The sequence below is a fragment of the Luteibacter anthropi genome, assembly GCF_023699965.1.
Classification (GTDB): domain Bacteria; phylum Pseudomonadota; class Gammaproteobacteria; order Xanthomonadales; family Rhodanobacteraceae; genus Luteibacter; species Luteibacter anthropi.
This window is the reverse complement of record NZ_CP077072.1, coordinates 1,413,311-1,438,753: the sequence shown is the minus strand read 5'-3', so window position 1 is coordinate 1,438,753 and position 25,443 is coordinate 1,413,311. Positions and strand designations below refer to the sequence as shown.

At 63.2% G+C, this 25,443-nt stretch carries 12 protein-coding genes; 8 read left to right on the top strand and 4 right to left on the bottom strand.

The window, feature by feature from the left end; genetic code table 11:
- Nucleotides 1-125: 125 nt before the first annotated feature.
- The 4 genes from KR767_RS06480 to KR767_RS06465 all read left to right on the top strand — a co-directional run bounded on the left by KR767_RS06480 (nucleotide 126) and on the right by KR767_RS06465 (nucleotide 12,475).
- On the top strand, nucleotides 126-6,971 hold the full coding sequence (locus KR767_RS06480) for a beta-1,3-glucanase family protein (RefSeq protein ID WP_250878526.1): 6,846 nt from the start codon (nucleotides 126-128) through the stop codon (nucleotides 6,969-6,971).
- A gap of 365 nt (nucleotides 6,972-7,336) precedes the next feature.
- Nucleotides 7,337-8,812, top strand: coding sequence for a DcaP family trimeric outer membrane transporter (locus KR767_RS06475; RefSeq protein WP_250878525.1), 1,476 nt, complete (start codon nucleotides 7,337-7,339; stop codon nucleotides 8,810-8,812).
- A 12-nt stretch (nucleotides 8,813-8,824) separates the two neighbouring features.
- Nucleotides 8,825-10,168, top strand: coding sequence for an arginine/agmatine antiporter (gene adiC / locus KR767_RS06470; protein ID WP_250878524.1), 1,344 nt, complete (start codon nucleotides 8,825-8,827; stop codon nucleotides 10,166-10,168).
- Nucleotides 10,169-10,171: 3 nt separating this feature from the next.
- Entirely contained in the window at nucleotides 10,172-12,475 is a 2,304-nt protein-coding gene (locus KR767_RS06465; protein ID WP_166945588.1) for an Orn/Lys/Arg family decarboxylase, read from the top strand.
- A gap of 171 nt (nucleotides 12,476-12,646) precedes the next feature.
- Here KR767_RS06465 and KR767_RS06460 read toward each other — a convergent pair whose 3' ends face one another.
- On the bottom strand, nucleotides 12,647-13,021 hold the full coding sequence (locus KR767_RS06460) for a hypothetical protein (protein ID WP_250878523.1): 375 nt from the start codon (nucleotides 13,019-13,021) through the stop codon (nucleotides 12,647-12,649).
- 54 nt (nucleotides 13,022-13,075) lie between these two features.
- Here KR767_RS06460 and KR767_RS06455 point away from each other — a divergent pair, with 54 nt between their 5' ends.
- Both KR767_RS06455 and KR767_RS06450 read left to right on the top strand, forming a co-directional pair.
- Nucleotides 13,076-13,273, top strand: coding sequence for a hypothetical protein (locus tag KR767_RS06455; RefSeq protein WP_250878522.1), 198 nt, complete (start codon nucleotides 13,076-13,078; stop codon nucleotides 13,271-13,273).
- A 701-nt stretch (nucleotides 13,274-13,974) separates the two neighbouring features.
- Nucleotides 13,975-18,651 carry an autotransporter outer membrane beta-barrel domain-containing protein gene (locus tag KR767_RS06450; protein ID WP_250878521.1) on the top strand — a complete coding sequence of 1,559 codons (4,677 nt, stop codon included), beginning with the start codon at nucleotides 13,975-13,977 and terminating at the stop codon, nucleotides 18,649-18,651.
- A gap of 145 nt (nucleotides 18,652-18,796) precedes the next feature.
- On the opposite strand, the gene KR767_RS06445 is transcribed toward KR767_RS06450, so the two are convergent.
- Together KR767_RS06445 and KR767_RS06440 are read right to left on the bottom strand one after the other, a co-directional pair.
- Nucleotides 18,797-20,905, bottom strand: a complete 2,109-nt coding sequence (locus tag KR767_RS06445) for a TonB-dependent receptor (RefSeq protein WP_250878520.1) — start codon at nucleotides 20,903-20,905, stop codon at nucleotides 18,797-18,799.
- A 163-nt stretch (nucleotides 20,906-21,068) separates the two neighbouring features.
- Nucleotides 21,069-21,767 (bottom strand): lipopolysaccharide kinase InaA family protein, encoded by a 699-nt coding sequence (locus KR767_RS06440; RefSeq protein ID WP_250878519.1) that lies wholly within the window; start codon nucleotides 21,765-21,767, stop codon nucleotides 21,069-21,071.
- A 133-nt stretch (nucleotides 21,768-21,900) separates the two neighbouring features.
- Between KR767_RS06440 and KR767_RS06435 the strand changes: the two genes are divergently transcribed.
- Nucleotides 21,901-22,974 (top strand): NAD(P)H-dependent flavin oxidoreductase, encoded by a 1,074-nt coding sequence (locus KR767_RS06435; RefSeq protein WP_250878518.1) that lies wholly within the window; start codon nucleotides 21,901-21,903, stop codon nucleotides 22,972-22,974.
- 236 nt (nucleotides 22,975-23,210) lie between these two features.
- Here the strand turns inward: KR767_RS06435 and KR767_RS06430 are convergent, their stop codons facing one another.
- The gene (locus tag KR767_RS06430; protein WP_250878517.1) at nucleotides 23,211-24,518 is read right to left on the bottom strand and encodes a lytic polysaccharide monooxygenase; all 1,308 of its coding nucleotides are present in this window, start codon (nucleotides 24,516-24,518) and stop codon (nucleotides 23,211-23,213) included.
- Nucleotides 24,519-24,742: 224 nt separating this feature from the next.
- Between KR767_RS06430 and KR767_RS06425 the strand changes: the two genes are divergently transcribed.
- Complete coding sequence (locus KR767_RS06425; protein WP_250878516.1) at nucleotides 24,743-25,405, top strand: M24 family metallopeptidase; 663 nt, start codon at nucleotides 24,743-24,745, stop codon at nucleotides 25,403-25,405.
- Nucleotides 25,406-25,443 lie beyond the last annotated feature (38 nt).

The window sequence follows — 25,443 nt, the reverse complement described above, 5'->3', positions numbered from 1 at the left end:
AAACAGGGGAATTACCGCTGTGCACCGTCGGCGACATCGACGGTGATTGCAACGGCCTCCGGCCATGCCCGGACCTGGGGCGGGAGTTGTCCTCACCGCGACTTCAACCAGGGAACGTACACCCCATGAAGAGTCACCCCGCGTCACCACCGGGCAGCCCGGGGCGAGGAAGGCTATCCGCCTTCATCGCCATGGCGCTCCTTGGTGCGACGGTCACGGCCCATGCCGTGACACTCGCGCCTTCGGATCGCCAGGACATCAACATCGGCGCCACGCCGTGGAAGTACATCAAGCAGTACATCAACCAGTCGGGTCATGCCGCCGTGCCGAACGGCGACGACGGCGCGAATCCGTCCTATGACGATTCCCAGTGGGAAGTGGTGGGCCTGCCGCATGCGGCCAACGACTTCACCACCTTCATCAACCAGGAATCCGGTGGCGGCCAGGGCAGCCTCGACGGTAGCCTGAGCTGGTACCGCAAGGTGCTGACCGACTCGGCGTCTTACCGTGGCAAGAAAGTGATGATCGAGTTCGAAGGCGCGCACACGGGCGACCGTGTCTACGTCAACGGGCAGTTCATCCCGGGTACCGGCACGCTCAACCAGCCGAACCAGCCCAATGCCAACGCCACCCATGTATACGGATTCATTCCGCACATCGTGGACCTGACCCCATATCTGCGTTACGACGGCACGGACGTCATCGCGGTCAAGGTCGAGCGCGATGGTGGCGACATCTTCCAGGACCCGGGCTTCGGCGGTGCCTTCCGCTTCGGCCAGTCCGAGGCGGGTATCTTCCGTCCGGTGAAGCTGCACGTGACCAACCTCGTGCACATTCCGGAGAACGTGTACGAAGGCCAGAACACCTGGGGTACCTACGTCGGCACCCAGAGCCTGGGTGCGAACAACCAGTCGGCCGTGATCGACGTACAGACCAACGTCGTCAACGACACGGACGTACCGAAGACCGTCACGCTCACCACGCAGATCGTGGACGAGAACGGCAAGGTGGTGGCCAGCGACCAGCAACAGCAGGAGCTGGCTCCGCACCAGGCACCAAATGACGTCGCGCCGGTGTTCGACCAGCACCTGACGGTGTCGGGCGCCGACCTGCACCTGTGGTGGCCGAACGGCAGCCTGCACAACGTGGCGCGGCCTGGCGACACCGGCCGTCCGCGTCCGTACATGTACAAGGTGTTCCACACCGTCAGCATCGACGGCGCCATCGTGGATGCCAAGCAGAGCCCTCTGGGCATCCGCATGATCACCTGGGACAAGAGCTATCCCTACGTCAACGGCGAGCGCTTCCGCGCCGATGGCGCTTCGGGCCGCTACGATTACCCGGCGCTCGGCTCGTCCGTGCCGGAAGAACAACAATGGCGCGACCTGCAGCTGTTCGCCGCCGGTGGCGGTGACATGTGGCGGCCTGGCCATTCGTCGTCGAGCCCCGAGTTCGTCGAGGCGGCCGATGCCCTGGGTGTGTTCATCATCCAGCCCAGCGGTGACGGCGAAGGCGGCTTCGACAAGGAGTGCGCGTCCAAGGGCGACGCCACCGCCGTGTCGCAGTGCCTGTACATGCGCAACGTCAAGCGCGAAGTGCATCGCGACATGGTGATCCGCGATCGCAGCCACCCATCGATCCTTGCATGGGAAACCGACAACGGTGCGATCCTGAACTCGTTCGCGCTGGAGCTGCGTGCCCTGGCCGCGAAGTGGGACAACATCGCTCCCAGGGCAGCGTCGGATCGTAGCGGAGCAACCGATCCCACGACGGGCCAGCCCATCATCAACGGTGACCTGTTCAGTTGCAGCAAGGCCGGCTGCGAGACCTCCATGAAGGCTGGTGCCTTCAAGAACCTGCCCGTCTGGGGCGCCGAGTACTGGGGTATCGGTTCCCAGCGCCAGGCCTACGACGCGCAGCTGGCGATGTTGCTGAACTACATGGTGCCGTACTCGCAGGCGCGAAGCGTAGGTACCTTCGGCATGTCCCAGTGGTACTTCGCGGATACCCCGGGTGAAACCGGCAATTTCGACGAAGGCACGGAAGACTCGACGCACTGGACCTACCAGCATGTGAACGGCGATCCGAACCAGCCTATCGCGCAGTATCCCGATGGCACGCAGATCAAGAACTTCGCCCACAACGTGCGTTCGCTGGGCGATTCCATGGTCGACCAGAATCGTTTCCCGAAGCTGATCTACTACGCATACGATGCCCTCTGGACTCCGTTCCAGCTGCAGCCGGTCGTGAAGCTCGCCAACACCTGGAACCGGTCGGGTGACATCCGCGTCAGCGGCTTCACCAACTGCCCGGCCGCCCGCCTGCTCATCAACGATGTGCAGCAGGGCACCGACCAGCAGCCGAACGACTGGACCAGCATCGACCAGGCTTCTTATAACCTCGTCAACGGTAATGCGGGCGATCCGAACGGTCCCAGCGAGACCACGGGCAAGATGCAGAACGTGGCCCAGGCCGCCGCCACCACCAAGCTGCCCCAGCAGGTGCACTGGGACGTGACCTGGCAGTCCGGTACCGCCAAGCTGCAGTGCATCGGCACCGACGGCAACGTGGTGCAGGACGCCAATAACCAGCCGGTAGAGGACGTGCTGAATACGGCCGGCAAGCCGGACCACATCCTGCTCACCGTGGTGCCCGACGTAGCACTGACGAAGCCGGATGGCAGCTCCTTCGCCGTGACCGCGAACGGCTCCGACGCCGCGTTCATCGAAGCCCGCGTGCTCGATGCCAACAACGTGCTCGTGCCGGTCGAGGGTGACGTCAACGTGACCTTTACCGTCACCAGCGGTGACTCGCTGGTGACCTACCAGGGCGGTACGCAGCAGCTGGTGGACTGGTCCGCCGGTTCGACCACGAACTTCGATGGTTCGCAGGAACCGATCCACGGTTACCACTCGCCAGGCGATCATGAACTTAAGTTCGAGGGCGGCCTGCAGAAGATCGCGCTGCGCACGAAGTTCACGCCAGGCCAGGTGACGGTCACCGCCACTGCGACGGGCATGACGGCCGGCTCGGCGACGTTCCAGATTTCGCCGGTGCAGCAGCCGTCGACGCCGCTGGGGCCGCCTTCGCTGATCGCCACTCCACAGGATGATTCGGTCACCGTGGGCAGCAGTGGGCATTTCGAAGCCGCCGTCTCCGGTGCCCAGCCGATGACCTTCACTTGGAAGAAGAACGGTGTGGTGATCGATGGTGCAACCACGTCGGCCTACGACACGCCGGCTACCGTACAGGGTGACGATGGTTCGACCTATACGGTGTCCGCGCACAACAGCCTGGGCGACACGCCGGACTCGGCACCTGCCACGCTGCACGTGTTCGCGGCGCAGGCCGTGACCATCACCCAGCCGTTGCAGGCCGTGACGGTGGATGCCGGTCAGCCCGCGCACTTCCAGGTGGCTGCCGGTGGGTCGCCGAAGCTGAGTTACAAGTGGTTCCACAACGGAACGCAGATCGTCGGTGCAGATGGTCCGTCGTACGACATCGCGGCGGTGCAGGCATCGGATGCAGGCAATTTCTCGGTCGAAGTGGACAACCCGGTGGCTCCCGCTACGTCGGGCCCGGTGGCGCTGACCGTGAATGCGGCTCGTCCGCCGGTTTTCACCGCCTCGCTGGGTGATGTCCGCGCGAACCTCGGCCAGTCTGCCTCGTTCACCGCAAACGTGGCCGGCTCCTCGCCGTTCCACTACCAGTGGATGCACGGGACCCTGGCTGTCGGTACGGATTCGCCGACGCTCACCATTCCCGCCGTCAGCCAGACCGACGTGGGCGGCTACCAGGTCATCGTGACCAATATCCTGGGTAGTGCTTCGGCTGCCACCAGTAATACGGCACAGCTGACCCTGGCTCCCCCGGGCGCCAATCTGGCGCGTGAGAAGGTGACCTATGCCAGTGGCGTGCAGGATGCGAACGGTACGCCGTCCTCCTATGCCGTCGATGGCGATGACACCACGCGCTGGGCATCGGAGCAGGATTCCGATCCGGCCAAGACGGATGCCGCATGGTTCGAAGTGGACCTGGGTGCCGTGCAGACATTCGATCACGTGGTGATCAAGTGGGAAGCGGCTTATGGCGCCGACTACAAGATCCAGGTGTCGAACGACAAGGACACGGGTTTCACCGATGTACTGGAGAACTCGACGGGTACGGGCGGCACGGATGACCTGAGCTTTCCCCACCCGGTCAGCGGTCGTTATGTCCGCATGCAGGGCGTGAAGCGTGGTACCAACTACGGCTACTCGATGTATGAGTTCGAGGTGTTCAACACGCCCAGTTGCTGCGATGCGCCGTCAAGATACATCGTCCAGGACGATAACCACGTCACCGACACGCTCAGCGGCCTGACCTGGGAGCGTCACGAACGCAGCCTCGCCGACGAAGGTGCGCAGTACAAGCGTTCCAAGGCGGCCGACGACTGCGCCCAGGTCAATGCACGCCTGCCATCCGCCGCCGAAGCACTGGCCATCAGCGGCAAGAACCTGTCCACCAATGCCTTCCCGCAGGACTGGTCTACCTGGACCACCGACAATGATCCGGGCGATGCCGACAAGGCACTGATGGTGAGTCGATCCGGTGATGTCACGCCGCAGCTTGCCGAAAACTATCCCGGTAGCGCCATCTGCGTCTCGGGTTCGGCGACGGCACTTCCGGCACCGCTGATCTCGACACCGCTCGTGGCCCAGACCGCCGGCGTGGGTCGTTCGGCGCACTTCGCCGTGGCGGCCACCGGCACCGGTCAGATGACCTATGAGTGGTTCAAGAACGGCGACTCCGTGTCGGTGACCTATGACGGCACCTACGCGACGCCGGCCCTGACCGCGGCCGACAACACGGCGCAGTACCAGGTGAAGGTCACCAACGCACAGGGCATCGCCACGCTGAGCAACGTCGTACAGCTGACGGTGGACAACTCCACCAGCGGCTTCGACCTGCCGCCGTGGGAAACCCCTCCGCAGAACACCGGTGGCAACCAGGGCAACAACGGTGGCAACTCGGACAATCCGGGTACGCCGGGTGACGGCCAGAACGGCGTCAACGTTGCGCTGCATGCGTCGGCTACCTCGCTGAAGAACGAGAACGACACCTACCTCGGCCCGGGCAATGCGGTCGATGGCGACTTCACCACCCGCTGGGGTTCGTCGTTCGATCCGGAAGCCTGGATTGCACTCGACCTAGGTTCGCAGCAGACCTTCGACCACGTGATCCTGCGCTGGGAGAATGCCTACTCGACGTCGCACAACATCGAGGTGTCCAACACTGGCAACGGCACCGACTGGCAGCCTGTGACGGCCCAGCCGTTCACCGGCCAGGGCGGCGTGGAACGCGTGGATTTCCCGGCGCAGACCGCACGTTACGTGCGCATGCACAGCCTGGCGAAGAATACGGTGGGCTACGGTGTATCGCTGTGGGAATTCGAGGTGTACCAGCCGGTGACTCCGCAGTTCGTGTCGCAGCCTTCCGCACAGGCCCTCACGGCCGGCCAGACGGCGACCTTCACGGTCAGCGTCAAGGCCTCCGGCCAGCCCACCTACCAGTGGCGCTTCAACGGCGTGAACATCCCGGGTGCGACCCAGGCCACCTACACCAAGGTGGTGGCCACGACGGACGCGGGCAACTACGACGTGGTGGTGACCAATGGCCTCGGCCAGAGCGTGACCAGCAACCCGGCGGTGCTCACCGTCGCGGCCGCACAGGGCTCGGGCAACCAGGGCACCGGTACGGGCACGGGCGGCACGGGTACCAGCAGCACCGGCAACGGTGGCAGCAGTGCGAACAATGATCCGCCGGAAGGTTTCAACTACGACATCTATCCGGGTTTCGTCGGCGTGCAGCTGCGCAACACGACCAATGGCAAGTGGAGCGACGACCAGATCTACGTCGAAGTGATCGCGAAGGACCCGGCAACCCAGCAGTACGCCTGGATCGATCCCAACGGTGACATCGCGCCGATCACCGTGGCCGACAACACCGCCACGGGCCACCTGACCAAGAATGGAAATCCGTACCCGAACTATGCGTTCACGCTGGCGCAGACCAAGCTGCTCAAGCTGCCGAAGTCGTTCGCGGGCCGTATCTTCATCTCGTTCGGCGAACCGCTGTACATGGCCAACAACGTCGCGGCGGATGGAACCGTCGGCTTTGCGGGTCCGAGCCTGACCAACGCCACCGATCCGAACATCAACACCTACTACGACTGGTACGAGTACACCTGGGCCGACAACGGCATGTGGATCAACACCACCCAGGTCGACCAGTTCTCGTTCCCGTTGGTGGTCGATCTGTACGGCGACAACAAGACCACGCACCAGACCGCAGGCATCACGGAGACGCGTTCGCAGATCTTCACCGAGTACAATCAGGAAGTCGGCCCTGAATTCCAGATTCCGAACCTCGGCGACAGCTCGCTGCGCATCCCGGCCCCGAACGACGATGCATTCCAGGCCAGTGGTTCGCAGGCCCACTACTTCGATCCGTACATCGACGAAGTGTGGCAGTACTACACGACCAACAACCTGCACATGACCATGGGTGCCATGCAGTTCGATGGCAAGGTGATCGACGGCGTGCTGACCCTGACCCACACCAACTGGGCCGATACCCAGCAGCCGGGCGAGGAGCAGGGCAGGCTCTACCAGATCAAGAAGCCTGCCTCCGTGGACGTGTTCGGCGGCGAAGGCCATCTCGCCGACGGTACCGATCCGTGGGGCATCGTGGAGCAGCTGGAAGCCCAGATGGCGGGTGCGTTCAACCGCCACGTGATGGAAGACGTAACGAAGTGGAACGACGACACGCAGTACTACCTGCAGGCGCCGACGAACTACTACGCCAAGTTCTGGCACAAGCACAACATCGGTGGGAATGCCTACGGCTTCTCCTACGATGACGTGGCCAACCACAGCTCGTCGCTGCAGAGCACGCAGCCCGAGCACCTGGAGCTCAGCATCGGCTGGTAAGCCGTTGCAGGGCATGCTGTAAAGAAAAGGGCGGTGGAGCAATCCACCGCCCTTTTTGTTTTCTGTAGGAGCGCGCCTGCGCGCGACCGGTGTTTGCGATATCACCGGTCGCGCGCAGGCGCGCTCCTACAGAGGAGGCGATTGCTTGCGGTCCGGTGTCGCACCGCCCGGACAAAAGGAAGGGCCTTGCGGTTGCACCACTACCATCGCCGTGCGACGGCCAGGCTACTGTGAGAGCTGTCACAACCTTGCCGCAAATGAGCGGGTAGGGTGGGCTGAAGGCTCCTATATTTCGTCGAGGCAGGCACCGCGTTCTTATACACGGGCGGCGTATTTCCATGGGTGGGAAAGGAGGCATCCGGTACATGAAACGGATTCGATGGCTTGCCCTCGCGGCGGGCATGGCGTGTTTCGCCATGGGGGCCCAGGCGCAGGACAGCGGTGAGGCGCAGCTGCGCAAAGAGAACGCACAGCTGCGCGCCGAGGTAGATGCCTTGCGTGACGTGGTCAAGCGCATGGGTGAACGGCTGGACGCGGTAGAGACCGCGCAGGTGCAGAAGGCGCCACCGGCCCCGGTTCCTCCAGCCGGGGCTGTTCCCGGCAGTCAGCCCATCGTGGCGACGACCCCGGCCGAAAAGGTATCCACGGCGACGGCGGTCGGTGTGCCCGCGTCACGTCTTCCCTCACAGAACTCGGTCGCTGACCAGGGCGCCGGTGCCTCGCGTGTCAATAATGCCCCCCCGCCCACGGACCCCGAGCTCAAGGGGTTTTTCGACGTGCCGGGTACCGAAACGAAAATCCGCATCGGCGGGTACGCGAAACTGGATGCCATTGCCGACAACCACGATGCCGGCAACGACGAGCAGTTCATCCCCGGGGCGTTTCCCGCAGGAAGCACCTCGCGCGACCACGAGCATTTCAACATGCACGCGCGTCAGACCCGCTTCACCTTCGAAGCGCGCCGGCCCACGGAATACGGCAGCCTGCGCTTCTATCTCGAAAACGACTTCTACGGTGGCGATGCCAACAGCTACCAGTTCCACCTGCGTCACGCGTATGGGCAGATCGGCAATACCTATGCGGGCTACGGTTATTCCGCCTTCATGGATGCGGATGCGCTGCCGGATACGCTCGACTTCGCGGGTCCGGGCGGGCAGATGTTTGTTCTGCAGCCGGGCATCCACCAGGCGTTTCCGTTTGGAGAGGGCAACAGCCTCACGATCTCGGGCGAGCGGCCGCAGTCCGAGGTGGCGTCCACGGTAACGCGGGCGGACATGAAGGGGGCGACGCGGGTGCCGGACCTGGTGGTCGCCCTGCGCCGCGAGCGCGACTGGGGCCATGTGCAGGCCGGCATGCTGTTGCGCAGGCTGGGTTATACGGACGGCAAGTCCGATGGTTACGCCACGGGCTGGGGCGTGGCCCTCAGCGGCACCTTTGCCCTGATCGACAAGGACATGCTGATGATCAGCGGCGTCTATGGCAAGGGCATCGCCCGCTATCTCTCCGACACCAGCGGCAGCCGGCTCGATGCCACGGTGGACGATGCCGGGCGCCTGCATGCCCGCAAGGCCTGGGGCTGGTATGGCGCATACACCCATTACTGGTCGCAGCAGTGGCGCTCGAACCTGGTCTACGGGCAGGCGCGCGTACCGTCCAATCACCTCAACGACGATACCGCGTTCGCCATGACCGACTACGCGGCATTGAACATGATCTGGAGCCCGACACCCACCTGGACGATGGGTATGGAACTGCTCCACGGCACGCTTGAGCAACGCAATGGCAGCCGGGCCAACGATACCCGGCTGCAAGGATCGGTGCAGTACAGCTTCATCAAATAACAGGAGCATCCCATGGCGGCTGGCGACAAAAAGATAGGCGTGGTGGCAGCCACGTTTCTCGTGGCAGGCAACATGATGGGGTCGGGAGCGTTCCTGCTGCCCGGCAACCTGGCCAAGCTGGGTTCGGTATCGATGTGGGGCTGGACGGTGACCACGCTGGGTTCCCTGTTGCTGGCGTTTGTTTTCGCCAAGCTCGGCAAGCTGGCGCCGAAGGAAGGTGGCCCTTATGCCTACGCACGTGATGCCTTCGGGCCTTACATGGGTTTTCAGACCAATACCATCTACTGGTTTGCGAACTGGATAGGCAACGTGGCGCTTCCCATCGCGGCCGTGGGGTATTTCAGCTACTTCATTCCCGCATTGGCCAATCCCTGGATACGTACCCTGGCGGTGGTGGGCCTGATCTGGCTGTTCACGTTTGCGAACATCGCCGGTGCGCATGTGGTGACGCGCATCCAGTCGATCACCACGTCGTTTGCGCTGATACCGCTTTTCGGCGTGGCATTGCTGGGCTGGTTCTGGTTCAAGTCCGACGTATTCACGGCAGCCTACAACGTCTCTGGCAAGAGCGATTTCCAGGCCATCTCCAGTTCGGCATCGTTGACACTTTGGGCATTCATCGGCGTGGAGTCGGCATCGGTGTCCGCCGGTGTGGTACGTAATCCCGAAAAGAATGTCGCCATCGCGACGCTCGCGGGCGTGGCGCTTGCTGCCGTCGTATATATCGCCAGCTCGGCGGTGATCATGGGCATGGTGCCCAACGACCAGCTCCAGGTGGCCGATGCGCCGTTTGCCCTGGCGGCGCAGGTCGCCATCGGCCAGGTCGGTGGCGGCATCGTCAGCCTGTGCGCCACGCTGGGCGCGGCCGGTTCGCTGGGCGGCTGGATCCTGCTGACGGCGCTGTCGGCCAAGGCGGCGGGTGACGACGGCCTGTTCCCGGCCGTGTTCAGTCGCACCAACAAGGACGGCACGCCCGTGAAGGGCCTGATCATCGTGGGCGTGCTGATGTCGCTCGTGGTACTGGCCACGGCCACCTCGCCGTCGGCATCGGCGCAGTTCGGCCTGGTGACGTCGGCGGCCGTGGTGCTGACCCTGCTGCCGTATATCTATTCCTGCGTGGCCTGCTACTTCGTCGTGGAGCAGAGCCATAGCACGGTGCATGTGGGCGTGTACTGGGTGCTGACCAGTATCGTGGTCTGCTACTGCCTGTGGGCCATCTTCGGCACCGAAGGCCAGCTTGTTACCTGGGCCTTCCTGTTCATGCTCTTCATCACCGTGTTCTACCCGTTCTTCAGCGAGGAACGGCGCAAGAAGACGCTCTCCCAGAAGATCGCATCCCCGTCCCCCCGGAGCTGAGCCATGTATTTCAATTCGCTGGATTACCCGATCGTCATCATCGACGACGACTTCAACTCGCCGCGTATCAACGGCATCCTGATCCGCGCGCTGGCCGAAGAGATCGCCACGCATAACCAGCGTGTGCTCACGGGCCTTAACATGGCCGATGCGCATGCAGCCGGTCGTACCTACACGGCCGCGTCGGCCGTGTTGATCTCCATCGACGGCACGGAAGAGGGGCCGTCCCAGTTCGACGACCTGTACCAGTTCCTGGACGAGCAGGATGCCCGTCGTGGCGACCTTCCGGTGTTCCTCTACGGTGAACGGCGCACCATCGAACAGGTGCCGACCAAGCTGCTTGGGCGTGTGCACGGGTTCATCTATCTTTACGAAGATACCAAGGCGTTTATTGCGCGACAGATCATGCGCGCCGCCGACGATTACATGGAGCGTCTGCTTCCGCCTTTCTTCAAGGGGCTTCTGATCCATTCCTCGCGCTCGAACTACAGCTGGCATACGCCGGGTCATGCCGGCGGCATCGCCTTCACCAAGTCGGCGGTGGGTCGTGCGCTTCACCAGTTCTTCGGCGAGAACACCTTGCGCAGCGATCTTTCCATTTCCGTACCGGAGCTGGGCTCATTGCTGGACCACAGCGGCCCCATCAAGACGGCGGAGCAGGAAGCCGCCCGCAACTTCGGCGCCGACCATACTTTTTTCGTCACCAACGGAACATCCACGTCGAACAAGATCGTATGGCATGGCGTCGTGGCCCGCGGCGACGTGGTATTCGTGGACCGGAACTGCCACAAGTCGCTGCTGCACTCGATCATCATGACCGGCGGCGTCCCGGTTTACTTCCGTCCGAGCCGGAATGCCCACGGCATCATCGGCCCGATCAGCCTCGACCAGTTCGACCCGGCCGATATGGCCGCACGTGTCGCAGCACACCCTTTGGCGAGCAAGGCCCATATGGACGGTGCGAAGGTGCGCATCGCCACGGTCACAAACTCTACCTACGATGGCCTGTGCTACAACGCCGAGTCCATTGCCGAGCGCATCGGCTCCGCCGTGGATTACCTGCATTTCGACGAAGCCTGGTATGGCTATGCAGCGTTCCACGAGCTGTATGAGAACCACTATGCGATGGGCAAGGGCAAGGAGCGGACGCAGGACGCCGTGATGTTCGCCACGCAGTCCACGCACAAGCTGCTGGCGGCGTTTTCGCAGGCATCGATGATCCACGCGCGCGATGGCCGCGAGCACAGCCTTGATGCCGAGCGCTTCAACGAAGCGTTCATGATGCATACGTCCACGTCGCCGCACTACGGCATCATCGCTTCCTGCGACATCGCCTCGAAGATGATGGAAGGCAAGGCGGGTCGTTCGCTGGTACAGGAAACCCATGACGAGGCCATCGCCTTCCGTCGGGCCATGCTGCATATCGAGCGCGAGCTGTCGCGCGAGGAGTGGTGGTTCCAGGTATGGCAGCCGGATGCATTGCGCAGCCAGCTGGAAAAGGACCTCGACACCATCGGCCCGGTGACCACGGCGCAGAAAGACTGGTCGCTGGCATCCGGTGCGGCCTGGCACGGTTTCGGTGACCTGCCGAACGACTACGTGATGATCGACCCGATCAAGGTCACCGTGCTGACGCCTGGCCTGGACATGCATGGCAAGTCGACCGAAGAGGGCGGCATCCCCGCCGCCGTGGTGACCAAGTTCCTGTGGGAGCGCGGCATCACCGTCGAGAAGACCAATCTCTATTCCTTCCTGTGCCTGTTCTCCATGGGCGTCACCAAGGGCAAGTGGAGCACGCTGGCCACCGAACTGTTGTCGTTCAAGGGTCTTTACGATCGCAATGAATCATTGCGTAATGCCTTGCCGTCGCTGGTGGATGCTTATCCGGAAGTGTACGAGGACGTCGGCCTGCGTGATCTTTGCGATGCGTTGCACCGCTTCAACGTCACCCATGATGTCGCCCGGATCATGAGCGAGATGTACACCGAACTTCCTGAGCCCGTCGTTACGCCGGCGGAAGCCTATGATCGTCTTGTCCAGGGCAAGGTTGAGCGCGTGGATATCGATGCACTCGACGGCCGCATTGCGGCCACGATGATCGTGCCTTATCCGCCCGGTATCCCCACGATCATGCCTGGCGAGCGTTATGGCGGTACGAACCACGCCATCCTTGAATCGCTTCAGCTCGCGCGCGAGCAGAACCAGCAGTTCCCAGGCTTCGAATCCGACGTGCATGGCCTTATCGTCGAGGTGGACGAGGACGGCCGGGATCATTACGTGGTTGAGGTTCTCTCCGTCGACGCCTGATCGATATATACGGTGAGAACCGGTCGCGCGCGAGGCGCGCTCCTATAGAGCGGCGTGTGTAGGAGCGCGCCTCGCGCGCGACCAGGCCAGCAAAGCAACGTACAAGGTACCGACAGACAAATAAGCCATAAATCCGGTGTCCGCGACTCCCGTCACAAAACAACCATAGGACTAGTCCGAAAAACCAATTTTGGCGATGTATCCGACAGACACATGCTGGCCTCCTGCCGACAGTTCGCCTTTTGCCGGGAACGCCGCATGCACCATACGATGGACGAAGACACGCCTTTTCGAGGTATCGAAAGAGGCCACCATGTCAAACTGTGGTGCACTGGCGGAACACATGTCCTGGGGATGGTCGACGCGGTTGACGCGCGAAGCCGCGTCCTGCGGTTCGACTATCCCAACCCGTTGCCTTCCCATGGCATGAATGAGCACCGGCAGACCGAGGTGCCTTTCGATGGCGTGCTGGCTATCCGCCATTTCTCCAGCACCGCAGTGGCAGCGCTTGAAGCTCGCCTGACCCGGCTTTGCATCGGTCACCACGTGGTGGCGTCATTTCTCCGCCACCGGAGAAACAGCACACGGAAATGTCGCGGCATGCTCCACGACGTGGACTGGTCCCAGCGCAGACTGACGTTGATCGAGACGGGCGATGCGATGGTGGTGGCCTTCGACGATATCGCCTGCATCGAGCGGCGAAGGGGCTTTATCTGCCTGGACAGCAATCCGTTGCCCGCACAAACACCCGACTGGATACGTCGCTACGGCGGCGGCTGGCTCCGCAAATCCAGCTGATCGCGAAACCCCTGTAGGAGCGCGCCTTGCGCGCGACAGGTTTCGTTGAAGGTGGCATACGTTCTAGTCGCTTCGCCTCGCATCGGTCGCGCGCAAGGCGCGCTCCTACAGAGGCGAAGTGTGCATGGACGGCCCATGCTTAATTGGCAAATACCGCATGTCCATGCGCCTTATTGCCGGTAATGCAGGTATCGCCGGCACGAAGTGGGGACACCATGAGTTCCGAAGGGCATCAAGCATCTAACGTGTGCGAAGTCATACACATTCGTGCACGTGACGTGAATAAAGATAATGCATCTCCTGAATAACGAAGCGCTTTCAAATAATGAGACGTTTCGTAATTCAGAGTGATCCGATGAAAATTCCCGGTAAATGAAGGCGCGGGCGTCGCCAGCGGAAAACCAGATGTATCAAGGCATTCAAGGGTGCGCCATGCGCCTGCCGTGCATATGGACGCCGGCATATGACGCAGACACGGCGTCGCGGCAACGCTGAATGCTTCCAGGAAAAGGAGGTGCCAGGCACTCATCACACCCGCTGATTCGGCAACGCAATGGTAATATTGTGATCTGGGTCACATTTTTGATTAGGCGCTAGCGCTTCAAGCGCGCCCTGGCCCCCGCTCCCCAACAACACAGCGAATCGCTGTCCGTGCCTTTGCACGGGCACGGGCTGTTGCGCCTGTCCAGAAGGAGGAAATCATGTTGCTCAGTCCGTCGCCGCGCGATGCGCATGGCGCTCTTACGTCGTCCCTGCTCGTGGGCCTGCTTGCTTTCGGTGTGCTCTATGCGGAGCCGGGAAGGGCCACCTGTGTCACCAATGGCAATGCCACGACATGCGATGCCAACGCCCCCAATCCCTATACGTCGATCATCGGTAACGGCCCCAATACGGCTTCGGGCTCTACCGTAACGATGTCGCCCAACGCGCAGCTCACCGTGGGCAACACCAGCGCCATCAGCCTCGGTGACAACGTGGCGATCACGCTGAACCAGGGTTCGAGCGTGCAGAACAATGCCAGTTCCGGTGCGGGCCTGTGGAACGCGGGCAAGAACACGATCGAGTTCGGTTCCAACGGCACGATCAATATCGCGCAGGGTGCGCAGGTCATCGCTACCGGTACGCAAACCAATGCCGAAGCGATCAACGTCATGGGGTCGGGCAACCGCATCGTCAACAACGGCCTCATCGCCGCACAGAACGCCGCGGCCATCTGGTTCGAGGATCGCTCGACGGGCGCATCGAACGTAGTGGACAACTACGGCATCATCCGCAGCAGCGCCTCGGCCAATGCCAATGTCATCGGCAATAGCGGCAGCGGCAATGTCACCTTCATCAATCGCAGTGGCGCCCGCGTGGAGGGCAGCCTGTCCTTCGCGGGGGGCAACGACAACCTGACGCTGGAAGCGAATTCGGTTATTACCGGCAGCTTCGATGGTGGCGGCGGGACCAACACGCTGACCCTGGCGGGTGCCTCCGGATCCAGCGACTCGCTGGCGGGCAATATCAGCAACTTCCAGACGCTGACCAAGACCGGTGACGGCATCTGGACGCTCTATGGCTCCATCGGCAATGCGGGTGGCAGCCCGCTGGCGGTCAACGTGCAGCAGGGCACCCTGGCCCTGACCGGCAACAATACGAACTTTAATGGCAGCGTGCAGGTGGATGCCGCCGGCATTCTTGAGGCGCGTGCACAAAGCCTGCCCGAGGCCATCGCCAATGGTGGCCTGGTGCGTTTCACGCAGCCTGATGACGGCACCTATACCGGTGTCATCAGTGGCAGCGGTGCCGTGGAGAAGACCCAGGCGGGCATCCTTACGCTGACCGGCATCAATGGTTACACCGGCGGAACCACGATCCAGGGCGGTGCCATTGCCATCGGTGCCGACAACCAGATCGGCGCGGGCGGCAGTGCGATCACGCTCGATGGCGGTGCGCTGAGTTTCATCAACAGCTTCGATCTCGGCGCACAGCGCGCCGTCTCGGTGACGGCAAACAACGGTGCCATCGATACCGCCGCGGGGGTGACGACGACGCTCTCCCAGCCGGTGACCGGCGCAGGCCAGCTCGGCAAGACAGGCGATGGCACGCTGATCCTAACCGGCACCCATGCCTATACCGGCGGCACCGCCGTGACCGGCGGTGTGCTGCAATTGGGTGATGGCGGCACCAGTGGCAGCGTGCAGGGCAATATCATCAACAACGCGCAGCTGTGGCTTGATCGCGCCGATACGGTGGCCCTGGGCAACACGATTTCAGGAGCAGGTGCCGTTCGCCAGGCAGGCACGGGCACCACCGTGCTCACCGCAGACAATAGTTATGCCGGCACCACGGACGTTGATAGCGGTGCGCTCTATGTCAACGGCAATCAGTCCGCCGCCACGGGTGATACGAACGTCGCCAGCGGTGCGACGCTGGGCGGCCGTGGCACGATCGGCGGATCGGTGATTGTCGCCGATGGCGCCACCCTGTCGCCGGGCGACAACAGCATCGCGCCCGGTACGCTCACCATCGGCCGTAACCTCAACCTGGGCAGCGGCTCCATCCTCGACTACAGCTTCGGGCAGGCCAACGTGGCAGGCGGTCCGTTCAACGATCTCACGCGCGTGGGTGGCGACCTCGTGCTGGATGGCACGCTGAACGTATCGGTGGCGCAGGGCGGCACCTTCGACACCGGTCTGTACCGGGTGATCGATTACACCGGATCATTGACCAACAACGGACTGGACATCGGCACCATTCCCTCGCCGGATTTCTTCGTGCAGACCTCGGTGGACAAGCAGGTCAACCTGGTCAACACCAACGGCCTCACCCTCAATTACTGGGATGGCGCGGCAGGCCCCAAAAACGACGGCCACATCGACGGTGGCGACGGCACCTGGCAGAACTTCAACGGAAACGATAACTGGACCGATGCCAGTGGCGCCGTCAACGCGCCGTTCTCGGATCGCGCCTTCGCCATCTTCTCGGCCGCCCCGGGGACGGTCACGGTGGACAACAGCCTGGGCAACGTCAATGTCGCCGGCATGCAGTTCGCCAGCGATGGCTATGTCGTCACCGGTGATCCCATCACCATGGTCGGCACGGCAGCCGATCCCGGCCAGTCGACCATCCGCGTCGGCGACGGCAGCGCCCTCGGTGCGGGCTATACAGCCACCATCAACAGCGTACTGGCGGGACAGACCGCACTGCGCAAGTCCGACCTGGGCACGCTCGTGCTCGGAGCCGACAATACCTATACGGGCGGCACAGCCATCGACGGTGGCACGGTGCAGGTCTCGAAGGACACCAACCTGGGTGCCGTGAATACGGGTGTCGACTTCGACCAGGGCACCCTGCGTACCACGACGAATTTCGGTACGAACCGTACACTCACCCTGCATGACGGCGGTGGCACGCTCGCCACGGCAGCCGGCACCACCTTCACGGTGAACAGTGCCATCGGCGGCAACGGTGCATTGACCAAGAGCGAAGGTGGCACCACCGTACTGACCGCCGCCAACACGTATACCGGCGGCACCACGATCAGTGGCGGCACCTTGCAGCTCGGCACGGGTGGCACCAGCGGCAGCATCCTTGGCAATGTCGTGGATAACGGTGCACTGGTCGTGAACCGTAGCGATACGCTGTCCATGGGTGGAACCATCTCGGGCAGCGGCACGCTGACCCAGGCAGGAGCCGGAACGACGGTGCTCAATGGCGCGAACACGTATACCGGCCTGACGACGATCGCCAGGGGCAACCTCGTCGTCGGTGATGCACGGAACGCGCAGGCCACGATCTCCGGCAATGGCGGCGTGCAGGTGGCCGCCGGCACCACGCTGGGTGGCTATGGCGCCGTGTCCGGCACGGTAAACAACCTTGGTACCGTCGCGGTAGCCGACGCCATGCCCCTGTTCGCAGGGCAGGCAAAGGGCAACTTCACGGTAAACGGCACGCTGGTCAATGCCGGTGCGCTCAACCTTGCCGGCACGGGAACCGGCAATACGCTGACGACGACGAATTACGTGGGCCAGAACGCGGTCGTCAACATGAACACGGTGCTGGGCGGCGACAATTCGCCGACCGATCGCATCGTGATCAACGGCGGCCAGGCGAGCGGCCGCTCGACATTGAACGTGACAAATGTCGGCGGCCTGGGGCAGGCCACGCCGGGCAACGGCATCCTGCTTGTCGACGCCCAGCGCGGCGCGACGACCACGGCCGATGCCTTCGCGCTTGGTGGCCGCGCAATTGCCGGTCCTTACGAGTACGCGCTGTATCGTGGCGGCCGCGACGGTGCCACGCCGGAAGCGTGGTACCTGCGTTCGCAGTACAACGGTCCGGATACCAATGGCATCGATGGCGGAGAGGGCGACAATGGCGGTGATCCGGATACGGGCCCGGGTCCCGGTCCCGATCCACGTCCGGACTACCGTCGCGAAATCTCCGACTACACCGCGCTGTCGTCGATGATGGTGAACTATGGCCGCGCCACGCTGGGCACCTTGCATGAGCGCATGGGCGAGCAGGCCGACCTCACGGCCGACCAGAGCAATGGTGTCTGGGCCCGCGTGATCGGCCAGGATGGCAAGTGGAATGCGCGCCGCGGGGGCTTGTTCAACGAAGGGCCGTCGTTCGACGACAACTTCGTGGCCTTGCAGGCAGGCGGCGATCTCGTCCACGAGCGTTTCGCCGACGGCTCGCGCAATCGTGCCGGCCTGTATGCCACCATCGGCCACAGCAACGGCAGCGTCACCCACTACGACGGAAGCCGTGCGGGCACGAACAAGTTCGATGCCTACACCTTCGGTGGCTACTGGACGCACTATGGCGCGAAGAACTGGTACCTGGATGCCGTGATGCAGGGCACCTGGTACACCGCGCGCTCGGGTTCGGGCCAGCTTGCCGACCTGAAAACCGATGCCTTCGGTTTTGCCGCCTCACTGGAAGCCGGTTACCCGATCCAGCTGCGGGATCACTGGATCATCGAGCCGCAGGCACAGCTGGTTTACCAGGGCGTCACTGCCGATGAGGCCTCCGACCCCGTGGCTACCGTGCGCTTCGGTACCGCCAATTCACTGGCTGGCCGCGCGGGTGCACGACTGGCGCGTACCTGGGCACTCGACGACGGCATGCAGCCACGCCTGCTCACGACGTGGTTGCGCGGCAACGTATGGAAGGAGTTCTCGGCGAATCCGCGCACGGAGATTTCCTCCGAAGATGGCTTCGTGCCGTTCCATTCGAACCTGCGCGGCACCTGGTACGAAGTGACGGCGGGTGTCAGCGCACAGGTGAGTCGCCTGACGTCGATCTACGCCAACCTGGGTTACCAGAAGGCCTTCGGCAGTGGTATCCAGGCGGTGAACGGCACGGTCGGCGTGCGCGTCAACTGGTAAAAAAAGAGGGGCCGGACGCTGATCCGGCCCCTTGCGTCTGTAGGAGCGCGCCTGCGCGCGACCGCCACAAGGCGATACCTTCAAATCACCCATACCCTCCCGCCTCACCGGTCGCGCGCAAGGCGCGCTCCTGCAGGGCCACGGATTACAGATCCAGTGTGGCGCTGACCATCGCCGTACGGCCCAGGCCCACGGACAGCAGGTTGGAACCCGCTGCACTCCAGTAGCGCTTGTTGCCGAGGTTTTCCAGGTTCAGCTGGAAGGTGGCGGGCTTGCCAGAGAGCACCGTGCGGTAACGGGAGCCGGCGGAGAACAGCGTATAGCCGCCGATCCATGCCTGGTCCTGGTCGTTGATCGGCCGGCTTGCGGTGTAGAACGCACCCGCGTTGACATCGAGCCCGGGGAGCGACGCGATATCGTAGGCGAGAAACAGACTGGCGCTGGTGCGGGGCGTGTTTTCCGGTGTCTTGCCCTCGATGGTGGGATCGGTCGAAGCCACCTGGCGCGCATGCAGCCACATGGCAGAGGCCGCCACCGACAGCTGGGTGGTGACATGTCCTTGTGCCGAGAATTCCATGCCGCGATAGCGGGCACGGCCGTTCAGCGCATACACGTTGTTGGCGTCCACGCCGGCCGATGGCTGGCGGATGTCGAACGCACCCACCGACACCAGCATCTCGTTGTCGAAGCGGTGCCGGTAGCCGATCTCACTTTGCCGGCTCACGGCGGCGGGCAGTACCTGGTAGGGGTTTTCCGCCGTACCTGGTGCGCTGCCGGCGGACTCCAGGCCTTCGATGTAGCTGGCATACAGGCTGCTCTGGCTGTCGAGGCGATAGACCACGCTGGCCGATGGTGTGTTCTTGGTGATATCCGTGGAAGGCGTGCCGAACTGCTGGCTTTCGTAGGTGGAGCGACGCATGCCGCCGGTGACTTCCCAGCTTTCGCCCAGCGAGACACGGTCGAATACGTAGGTGCCCGTGTTCCACACCGTCTGCGCATAGAAGGGCTTGGGTGCGCCGGATGACTTCAGCACCAGGTTCTGCGTCGGGTCATAGAGAGACTGGCTGGCGACGAAGAAATTCGTGGTGAAGTCGGGCTGGAAAAGACGATTGCGCGAGAAGCCGATGGTGACGTTGTGGGTGACCGGGCCGGTATCGAAGGCGCCATTGATCTCCGCGCGACCATTGGTGTTCTGGTAGCGCTGGCCGTTCTGCTGGCTGGCCTGGAGCTGGCCCTTGCCGGTGACGAGGCTATAGTTGCGGAAGATCCAGGCCCAGCGGTCGCGCTCGGTGGTGGAGCGGCCGATCGACACCATGCCTGCCCAGTTTTCGCTCAGGGCAAAGTCGGCGCGCAGCAGGTGCGTGTCGGCACGCGCGCGCGTGTTGTGCTGGCTGGAAGACAGCAACTGGCCGGGGTCGGGAAGCCTCGGCAGTGTCACCTGGCCCTTTACGGCAGGCAGCGGCGTGATGCCGGCCTGCTCGGGCAGGTCCTGCTCCACGTGCTCGTAGTCGTACTTCAGCAGCACGCTATCGGAGACCTTCCAGTCGGCGGCGAGGCTCGCCATGTGGCGATTGCCGTGCGCGTCGTCGATGGGCGCGTGGATGCTCTGCGTGGCGGCGTTGACGCGTACACCGAACTGCTGGTGGTCGCCGAAGCGGCGGGCGACATCGATCGTGCCCTTGACCGAGCCGTTGTTGTCCACCGACGTACCGATCTGGGTTACTGGCGTATCGCCAGCGCGTTTCGTGGTCATGTTGACGATGCCGGCGGGCACGGCGAAGCCGTAGTAGAGCGCCGATGCACCCTTGAGTACTTCGAAGCCCTGCTTGTCCTCCATGGGAATCGCAATATTGTTGTCGAACGGCAACACGCCGTTGAAGTAATAGCTGGAGCGGTTGTCCAGCGCGATGCCGCGCAGCGACAGGTTGTCGTACGCCAGGCCGTTGAGCTGGAGCCGGGTCACGCCGGCCACGTTGCGCAGCGCGTCGTACAGGCCGGACGGCTGCTGCAGGTCGAGCAGGTCGCGGGTCACCACGTTCACCGTGGCGGGAATATCCAGGATGTCCTGCCCCTGGAAGGGCCCCACCTCGACCCGGCGGGCCGCAAAGCCCTCCGTACGGGTGGCAGTGACGCTGACTTCCTTGAGCGCGGTGGGGCGGGTGTCGGTGGGCGCATCGTCGGCAAGGGCCACGGAGCAGAGCGACAGGCACGAAAGGGCGGCCGCAAGCGGGCGCCGCGCAGGCAGGAAAGGCATGGACGAACCGGTAGAGAAAGGACGCTTGAATGATAACGGTTATCATTTAAGTGTCAATTCCGTGATGGAATATTTCGAGCTGGCGCAAGACCTTACTGGCGGTGACCTACCCATGTCGGCCGAGATGCCTCACCGGGAGGACATGGCGCGAATAGGCCCGTCTTCAATAAGCGCGTTGCCTTGCGCGTGGTGCGATGCGCTCGTCGCGCAAAGCGATGCCATTGCGTCTATAGCGATCCACGATGGCCTGGCACAGGGAAGCCTCCACACCCAGGTTGCGCAGCGATGGCAGCAGATGACGAAGATCGGATTCGGCAGCATCGCGCACGCGAAACTGGCGACGGCTCAGCTCAAGATCGAGAAAGCACAGTCGTGGTTGCGTGCCGCGATCATCAACGAAGATTTCCTTGGGATAGAGGTGGCCATGCCGGCGTCGTGCACGGTGCAGTATCACCGTGGCATCGGTGAGCAGGCGAAGGATGGCCTCCTTCTGTGCATGCCGCCAGCGTGCAGAAAGCAGGCCATCCTGCAGGCTGACGTAACCTTCGAGTGCATGCGTGACGAGTATGGCTTCCCACGCGCCATCGCGGTGGCGCATGTCGAAATATGCCACTTCAGGTGTTGCGATGCCCAGCTTGCGCAAAGCACGCATGGCAAGCATCTCGCGTAACGCGGTGGGCCTTCCGAATGGATGGCGAGGGCTGCGATAAAGGTATCCACGCTGGCGTTTCACGTAGAACGTACCGGCACCGTGAATGGTGCGTCGTTTCACCCAGCTGATGCCGCCACGACCTTGATTCGCAGGCTCAACCAGTTCACCTTCGTCGTTCCACCAGATATCCGCTGGTATGCCTTGCACCATCGTCCTGCCCTGCCAGCTGCACGCTTCAATGCGGTGACATGGGAGCGCGGTCCGTGTGGATCAAGAGGCGTATACTCGGGCGGATGCGTGACGCTCCCCTTCACGCGCCTGCCAATCATGTAAAGGAGTCGTCATGACCGTCTGGACGGACCGCCGCGTCCTCGATCTCCTCCATGTGTCGCAGCCCTTGCTGCTGGCACCCATGGCCGGTTCCGGCCTTGCCGATCTCGCCATTGCGGTGGCGAAAGCCGGCGGACTTGGTGCGATACCGTGTTCGTCCATCAGCGTCGAAAAAGTCACGGCGGAAGTGGAACGCTTTCGTGCAGCGATAGACGCACCGGTCAACCTCAACTTCTTCGCGCATACGCCCATCGCCCCTACCGATGAGGACATGCAGCGCTGGTTGTCGCGTCTTGAACCTTACTTCAAGGAATTCGCTGTCGATACATCGGCCATCGCCGCCGCGGGGGGCCGTGCTCCGTTCGACGACACCATGTGCGCGATGGTGGAGCGAATGCGGCCGGAAGTGGTCAGTTTTCACTTCGGCCTGCCGGATACGGCGCTGCTGAAGCGCGTGAAGGCGACCGGTGCAAAGGTGATCGGTTGCGCGACGACCGTGCAGGAAGGCCGCTATCTTCAGGAGCATGGTTGCGATGCGGTGATCGCGCAGGGATACGAGGCCGGCGGGCACCGTGGCAATTTTCTCACCGACGACATGGCGACCCAGCCGACCACGCTGGCGCTTGTTCCACAGATGGTCGATGCGCTGGACGTGCCTGTGATCGCGGCCGGCGGTATCGGTGATGGTCGCGGCATGGCCGCTGCACTTTGCCTGGGTGCGGCGGCGGTGCAGGTGGGTACGGCATTCCTGCTGTCCGATCAGTCCACCAGCGCTACGGTACACAAGGCTGCGCTGCGTGCTGCCAGGGATGACAATACGGCGGTGACGAACGTGCTCACCGGGCGTCCTGCGCGTGGTGTGATCAACCGGGTCATGAGTGAAGTGGGGCCATTGTCGGACGATGCGCTACCGTTTCCCCTGGCGGGCGGACCGCTTGCACCGCTGCGTGCGGCGACGGAGCCTCGGGGCAAGGGAGATTTCCAGCCGTTGTGGTCGGGACAGGCCGGGGTTTTTGCGCGGGAGGAATCGGCCAGTGTCATTGCCAGGCGCATGCTGGATGAGGCGGTTCGTATCCTGCGTCTTTAAGGTGGCGCGTTATTCCACGCCTTGTTCAGAAGCCGATGTGATGTTCTCGCCGTGCTGGCGAACCGGGGCGCTGGGTTCCAGCTTTCGCTGGAACGACGGGTAGGGAGGTTACCTCCATCTCCCAACCGGCGACTTCGGTAGAGTTACCGCCACCTCCCTACCCGTCGTTCCTGTGAAAACAGGAACCCAGCGCGAGGCAGCCGGTTTTAGCGACTACCTCCCCTACGAACCAGCGTTCAACCAGCCCTCACCCAGGCATGCTGATCCTCATCGGCGGGCATGGCCGCGCTACCCGGCGCATAAGGCCACGACTCCGGTGCCGTGTTCGGCTTGATATTGCACCAGGCGCCGTGAGGGTGGCCCTTGCAACGCCACAGGTTGCCATCGATGCCCTTCACGACATCGCCCGCCTTGTAAGCACCCAGCCCCTCGGGCCATGCAGGATGATCACCCGGGCCAGGTCCCGGGCCATCGGCCGGGATGATGCGCATGGCGCTGCTTGAACCCTCATCACGCAGCCACACCTTGTTCGCATAAATGCTGGCGCCATCGAAGCGCACGGCATCGCCGTCACGAACGCCCACCTGCACATGCGCTGCGTGCGAAAGGTTCAGTGCGGAAGCCAGCTCGGCAACCCACGGCGCGGGATGCTTGTTGCCATCGGTAATGGCCAGCTTCACATCGACCACTTCCCTGCCGGATGCATCGCCACCGAGCACGCGAAACTGCACCTGCTCGCCCGGTACAGGCTTCATCGATTCGACGACGAACGGCTTCTCTTCCACCCACGGAAAATCAGGAATGCCTGCATCCTGGATGGTGACATCGCTGCAGTTGAAAAAACCCTCGTTACCCGGATCGCGGCGCTGCCAGACGCTGTACACCATCGCATCGCCATGCCGGCCTGCCGGAAACGGCACGCGGTAGCGGTACACGTTCGGGTATACGCTGCGATCCGGCTCCGGCGATTCGCCCTTGTAGATGAGATCTAGATCTTCCCAGTGCAGCTCGCTGCCCGGCGACCAGCCCGGCTTCGTCAGGAACACCATGAGGAAGGACGGGTTATGTGCCGCCGTAGCTTCCCATGCCATGTCGACGAAACCGCCTGCCGGGCGCAGCACCGACTTTGCCCAACCCTTCGACTGCGGGACATCGAGACCGCGCTTGCGCGGATCGCCGCCTGCGCACAGCAGGCCATTGGGAACCGTGGCCATGATCGATGCCATGTCCTCGTAGCGAGGGGGATTGGCAGCTACCTCGTTGTACTGCTGGAACGGATAGATGCCGGCCTGCTGGCCTTCGGTGGCGGCTACGGCGAGATACGCCGCACGGCAGCCCGCATTGGGAATCTTCGAACCGTCAACGGCACCCCAGTAACCCTCGTCCTTCTTGCACTGGTACTGCCGGGCGATGGGACGCGAGGCCATGCCATGGGCATCGACGGCGGACGGCGCCCACTGGGCGCACAGGCCCACGATGACGGATGCCAGGCCGACTTTCAGGGGAACGCGCGCACGCGACGGCAGCGGAACGGATGTATTCACTCTTCACTCCTTTGATGAGACGGAAAACCGAATGGTGGCGCGATTCTCGCTGTGAGGCGCCCATCCCGATATGCGGTGTTGTCCTAATTCCATCTGCGGCATTCGCTGACGTGGCTTGGTTCACAAGTCCGCTTGCCCTTCGTTGTGTATGGCAGGGGCGCTACCCATGCACCGGAACGGCACTCGGCGGATAATGTCCCGCTCCGCCAGAGCAGGATGTCCCCATGCCCGTCGCCACCGCCGAGAACGTAGGCTCCTCATTTTCCCATGAGCACATGCTGCATGCCCGCGAGCAGGCCTGGCTTGCCCTGCGGGACATCGCATCGCGTATCGTGCCGGGCATGGCGGAAGCCGATGCCGCGACGATGGCCGGTGAGCGCCTGCATGCCGCCGGCATGCAGCGCATCTGGCATCCGAGCATCATCCGTTTCGGTGCCAACACCCTGAAGACCTTCCGCCAGCGCTCCGAGCCGGACACGGTGCTGGGGCAGGACGATATCTTCTTCGTCGACCTGGGCCCTGTCTTCGATGGTCACGAAGGCGACGTTGGCGACACCTTCGTGGTCGGTGGCGACCCCGTCATGCACGCCTGTGCGGAAGCCGCCCGCGAATTGTTCCGGCGCACTGCCGCGCGCTGGCACGAGGGGCTGGATGGCATCGCGCTCTACGCCTATGCCGGGAAGGAAGCCGAGGCCATGGGCTGGCGCCTGAACCACGAGACCAAGGGACACCGGGTGGGCGACTTCCCGCATGCCGTACACAAGGCCGGTTCGCTGGGCAATCATGACGCCGTGCCGGTGTCGGGACTATGGATCCTGGAGATCCAGATCGCCCATCCCGAACGCGCCATCGGCGCCTTCTACGAAGACCTGCTGGTTCGCGACTAAGGGCACTGGCGTCGGGCAATCGGGCGCTGGCAGCATCG

Bases quoted from the DNA above. Each gene is read 5' to 3' on its own strand.
- KR767_RS06455 (WP_250878522.1), top strand. From the start codon at position 13,076: ATGCTCCACGACGTGGACTGGTCCCAGCGCAGACTGACGTTGATCGAG.
- KR767_RS06445 (WP_250878520.1), bottom strand. From the start codon at position 20,905: ATGCCTTTCCTGCCTGCGCGGCGCCCGCTTGCGGCCGCCCTTTCGTGC.
- KR767_RS06480 (WP_250878526.1), top strand. From the start codon at position 126: ATGAAGAGTCACCCCGCGTCACCACCGGGCAGCCCGGGGCGAGGAAGG.
- KR767_RS06450 (WP_250878521.1), top strand. From the start codon at position 13,975: ATGTTGCTCAGTCCGTCGCCGCGCGATGCGCATGGCGCTCTTACGTCG.
- adiC (WP_250878524.1), top strand. From the start codon at position 8,825: ATGGCGGCTGGCGACAAAAAGATAGGCGTGGTGGCAGCCACGTTTCTC.
- KR767_RS06440 (WP_250878519.1), bottom strand. From the start codon at position 21,767: ATGGTGCAAGGCATACCAGCGGATATCTGGTGGAACGACGAAGGTGAA.
- KR767_RS06435 (WP_250878518.1), top strand. From the start codon at position 21,901: ATGACCGTCTGGACGGACCGCCGCGTCCTCGATCTCCTCCATGTGTCG.
- KR767_RS06475 (WP_250878525.1), top strand. From the start codon at position 7,337: ATGAAACGGATTCGATGGCTTGCCCTCGCGGCGGGCATGGCGTGTTTC.
- KR767_RS06425 (WP_250878516.1), top strand. From the start codon at position 24,743: ATGCCCGTCGCCACCGCCGAGAACGTAGGCTCCTCATTTTCCCATGAG.
- KR767_RS06465 (WP_166945588.1), top strand. From the start codon at position 10,172: ATGTATTTCAATTCGCTGGATTACCCGATCGTCATCATCGACGACGAC.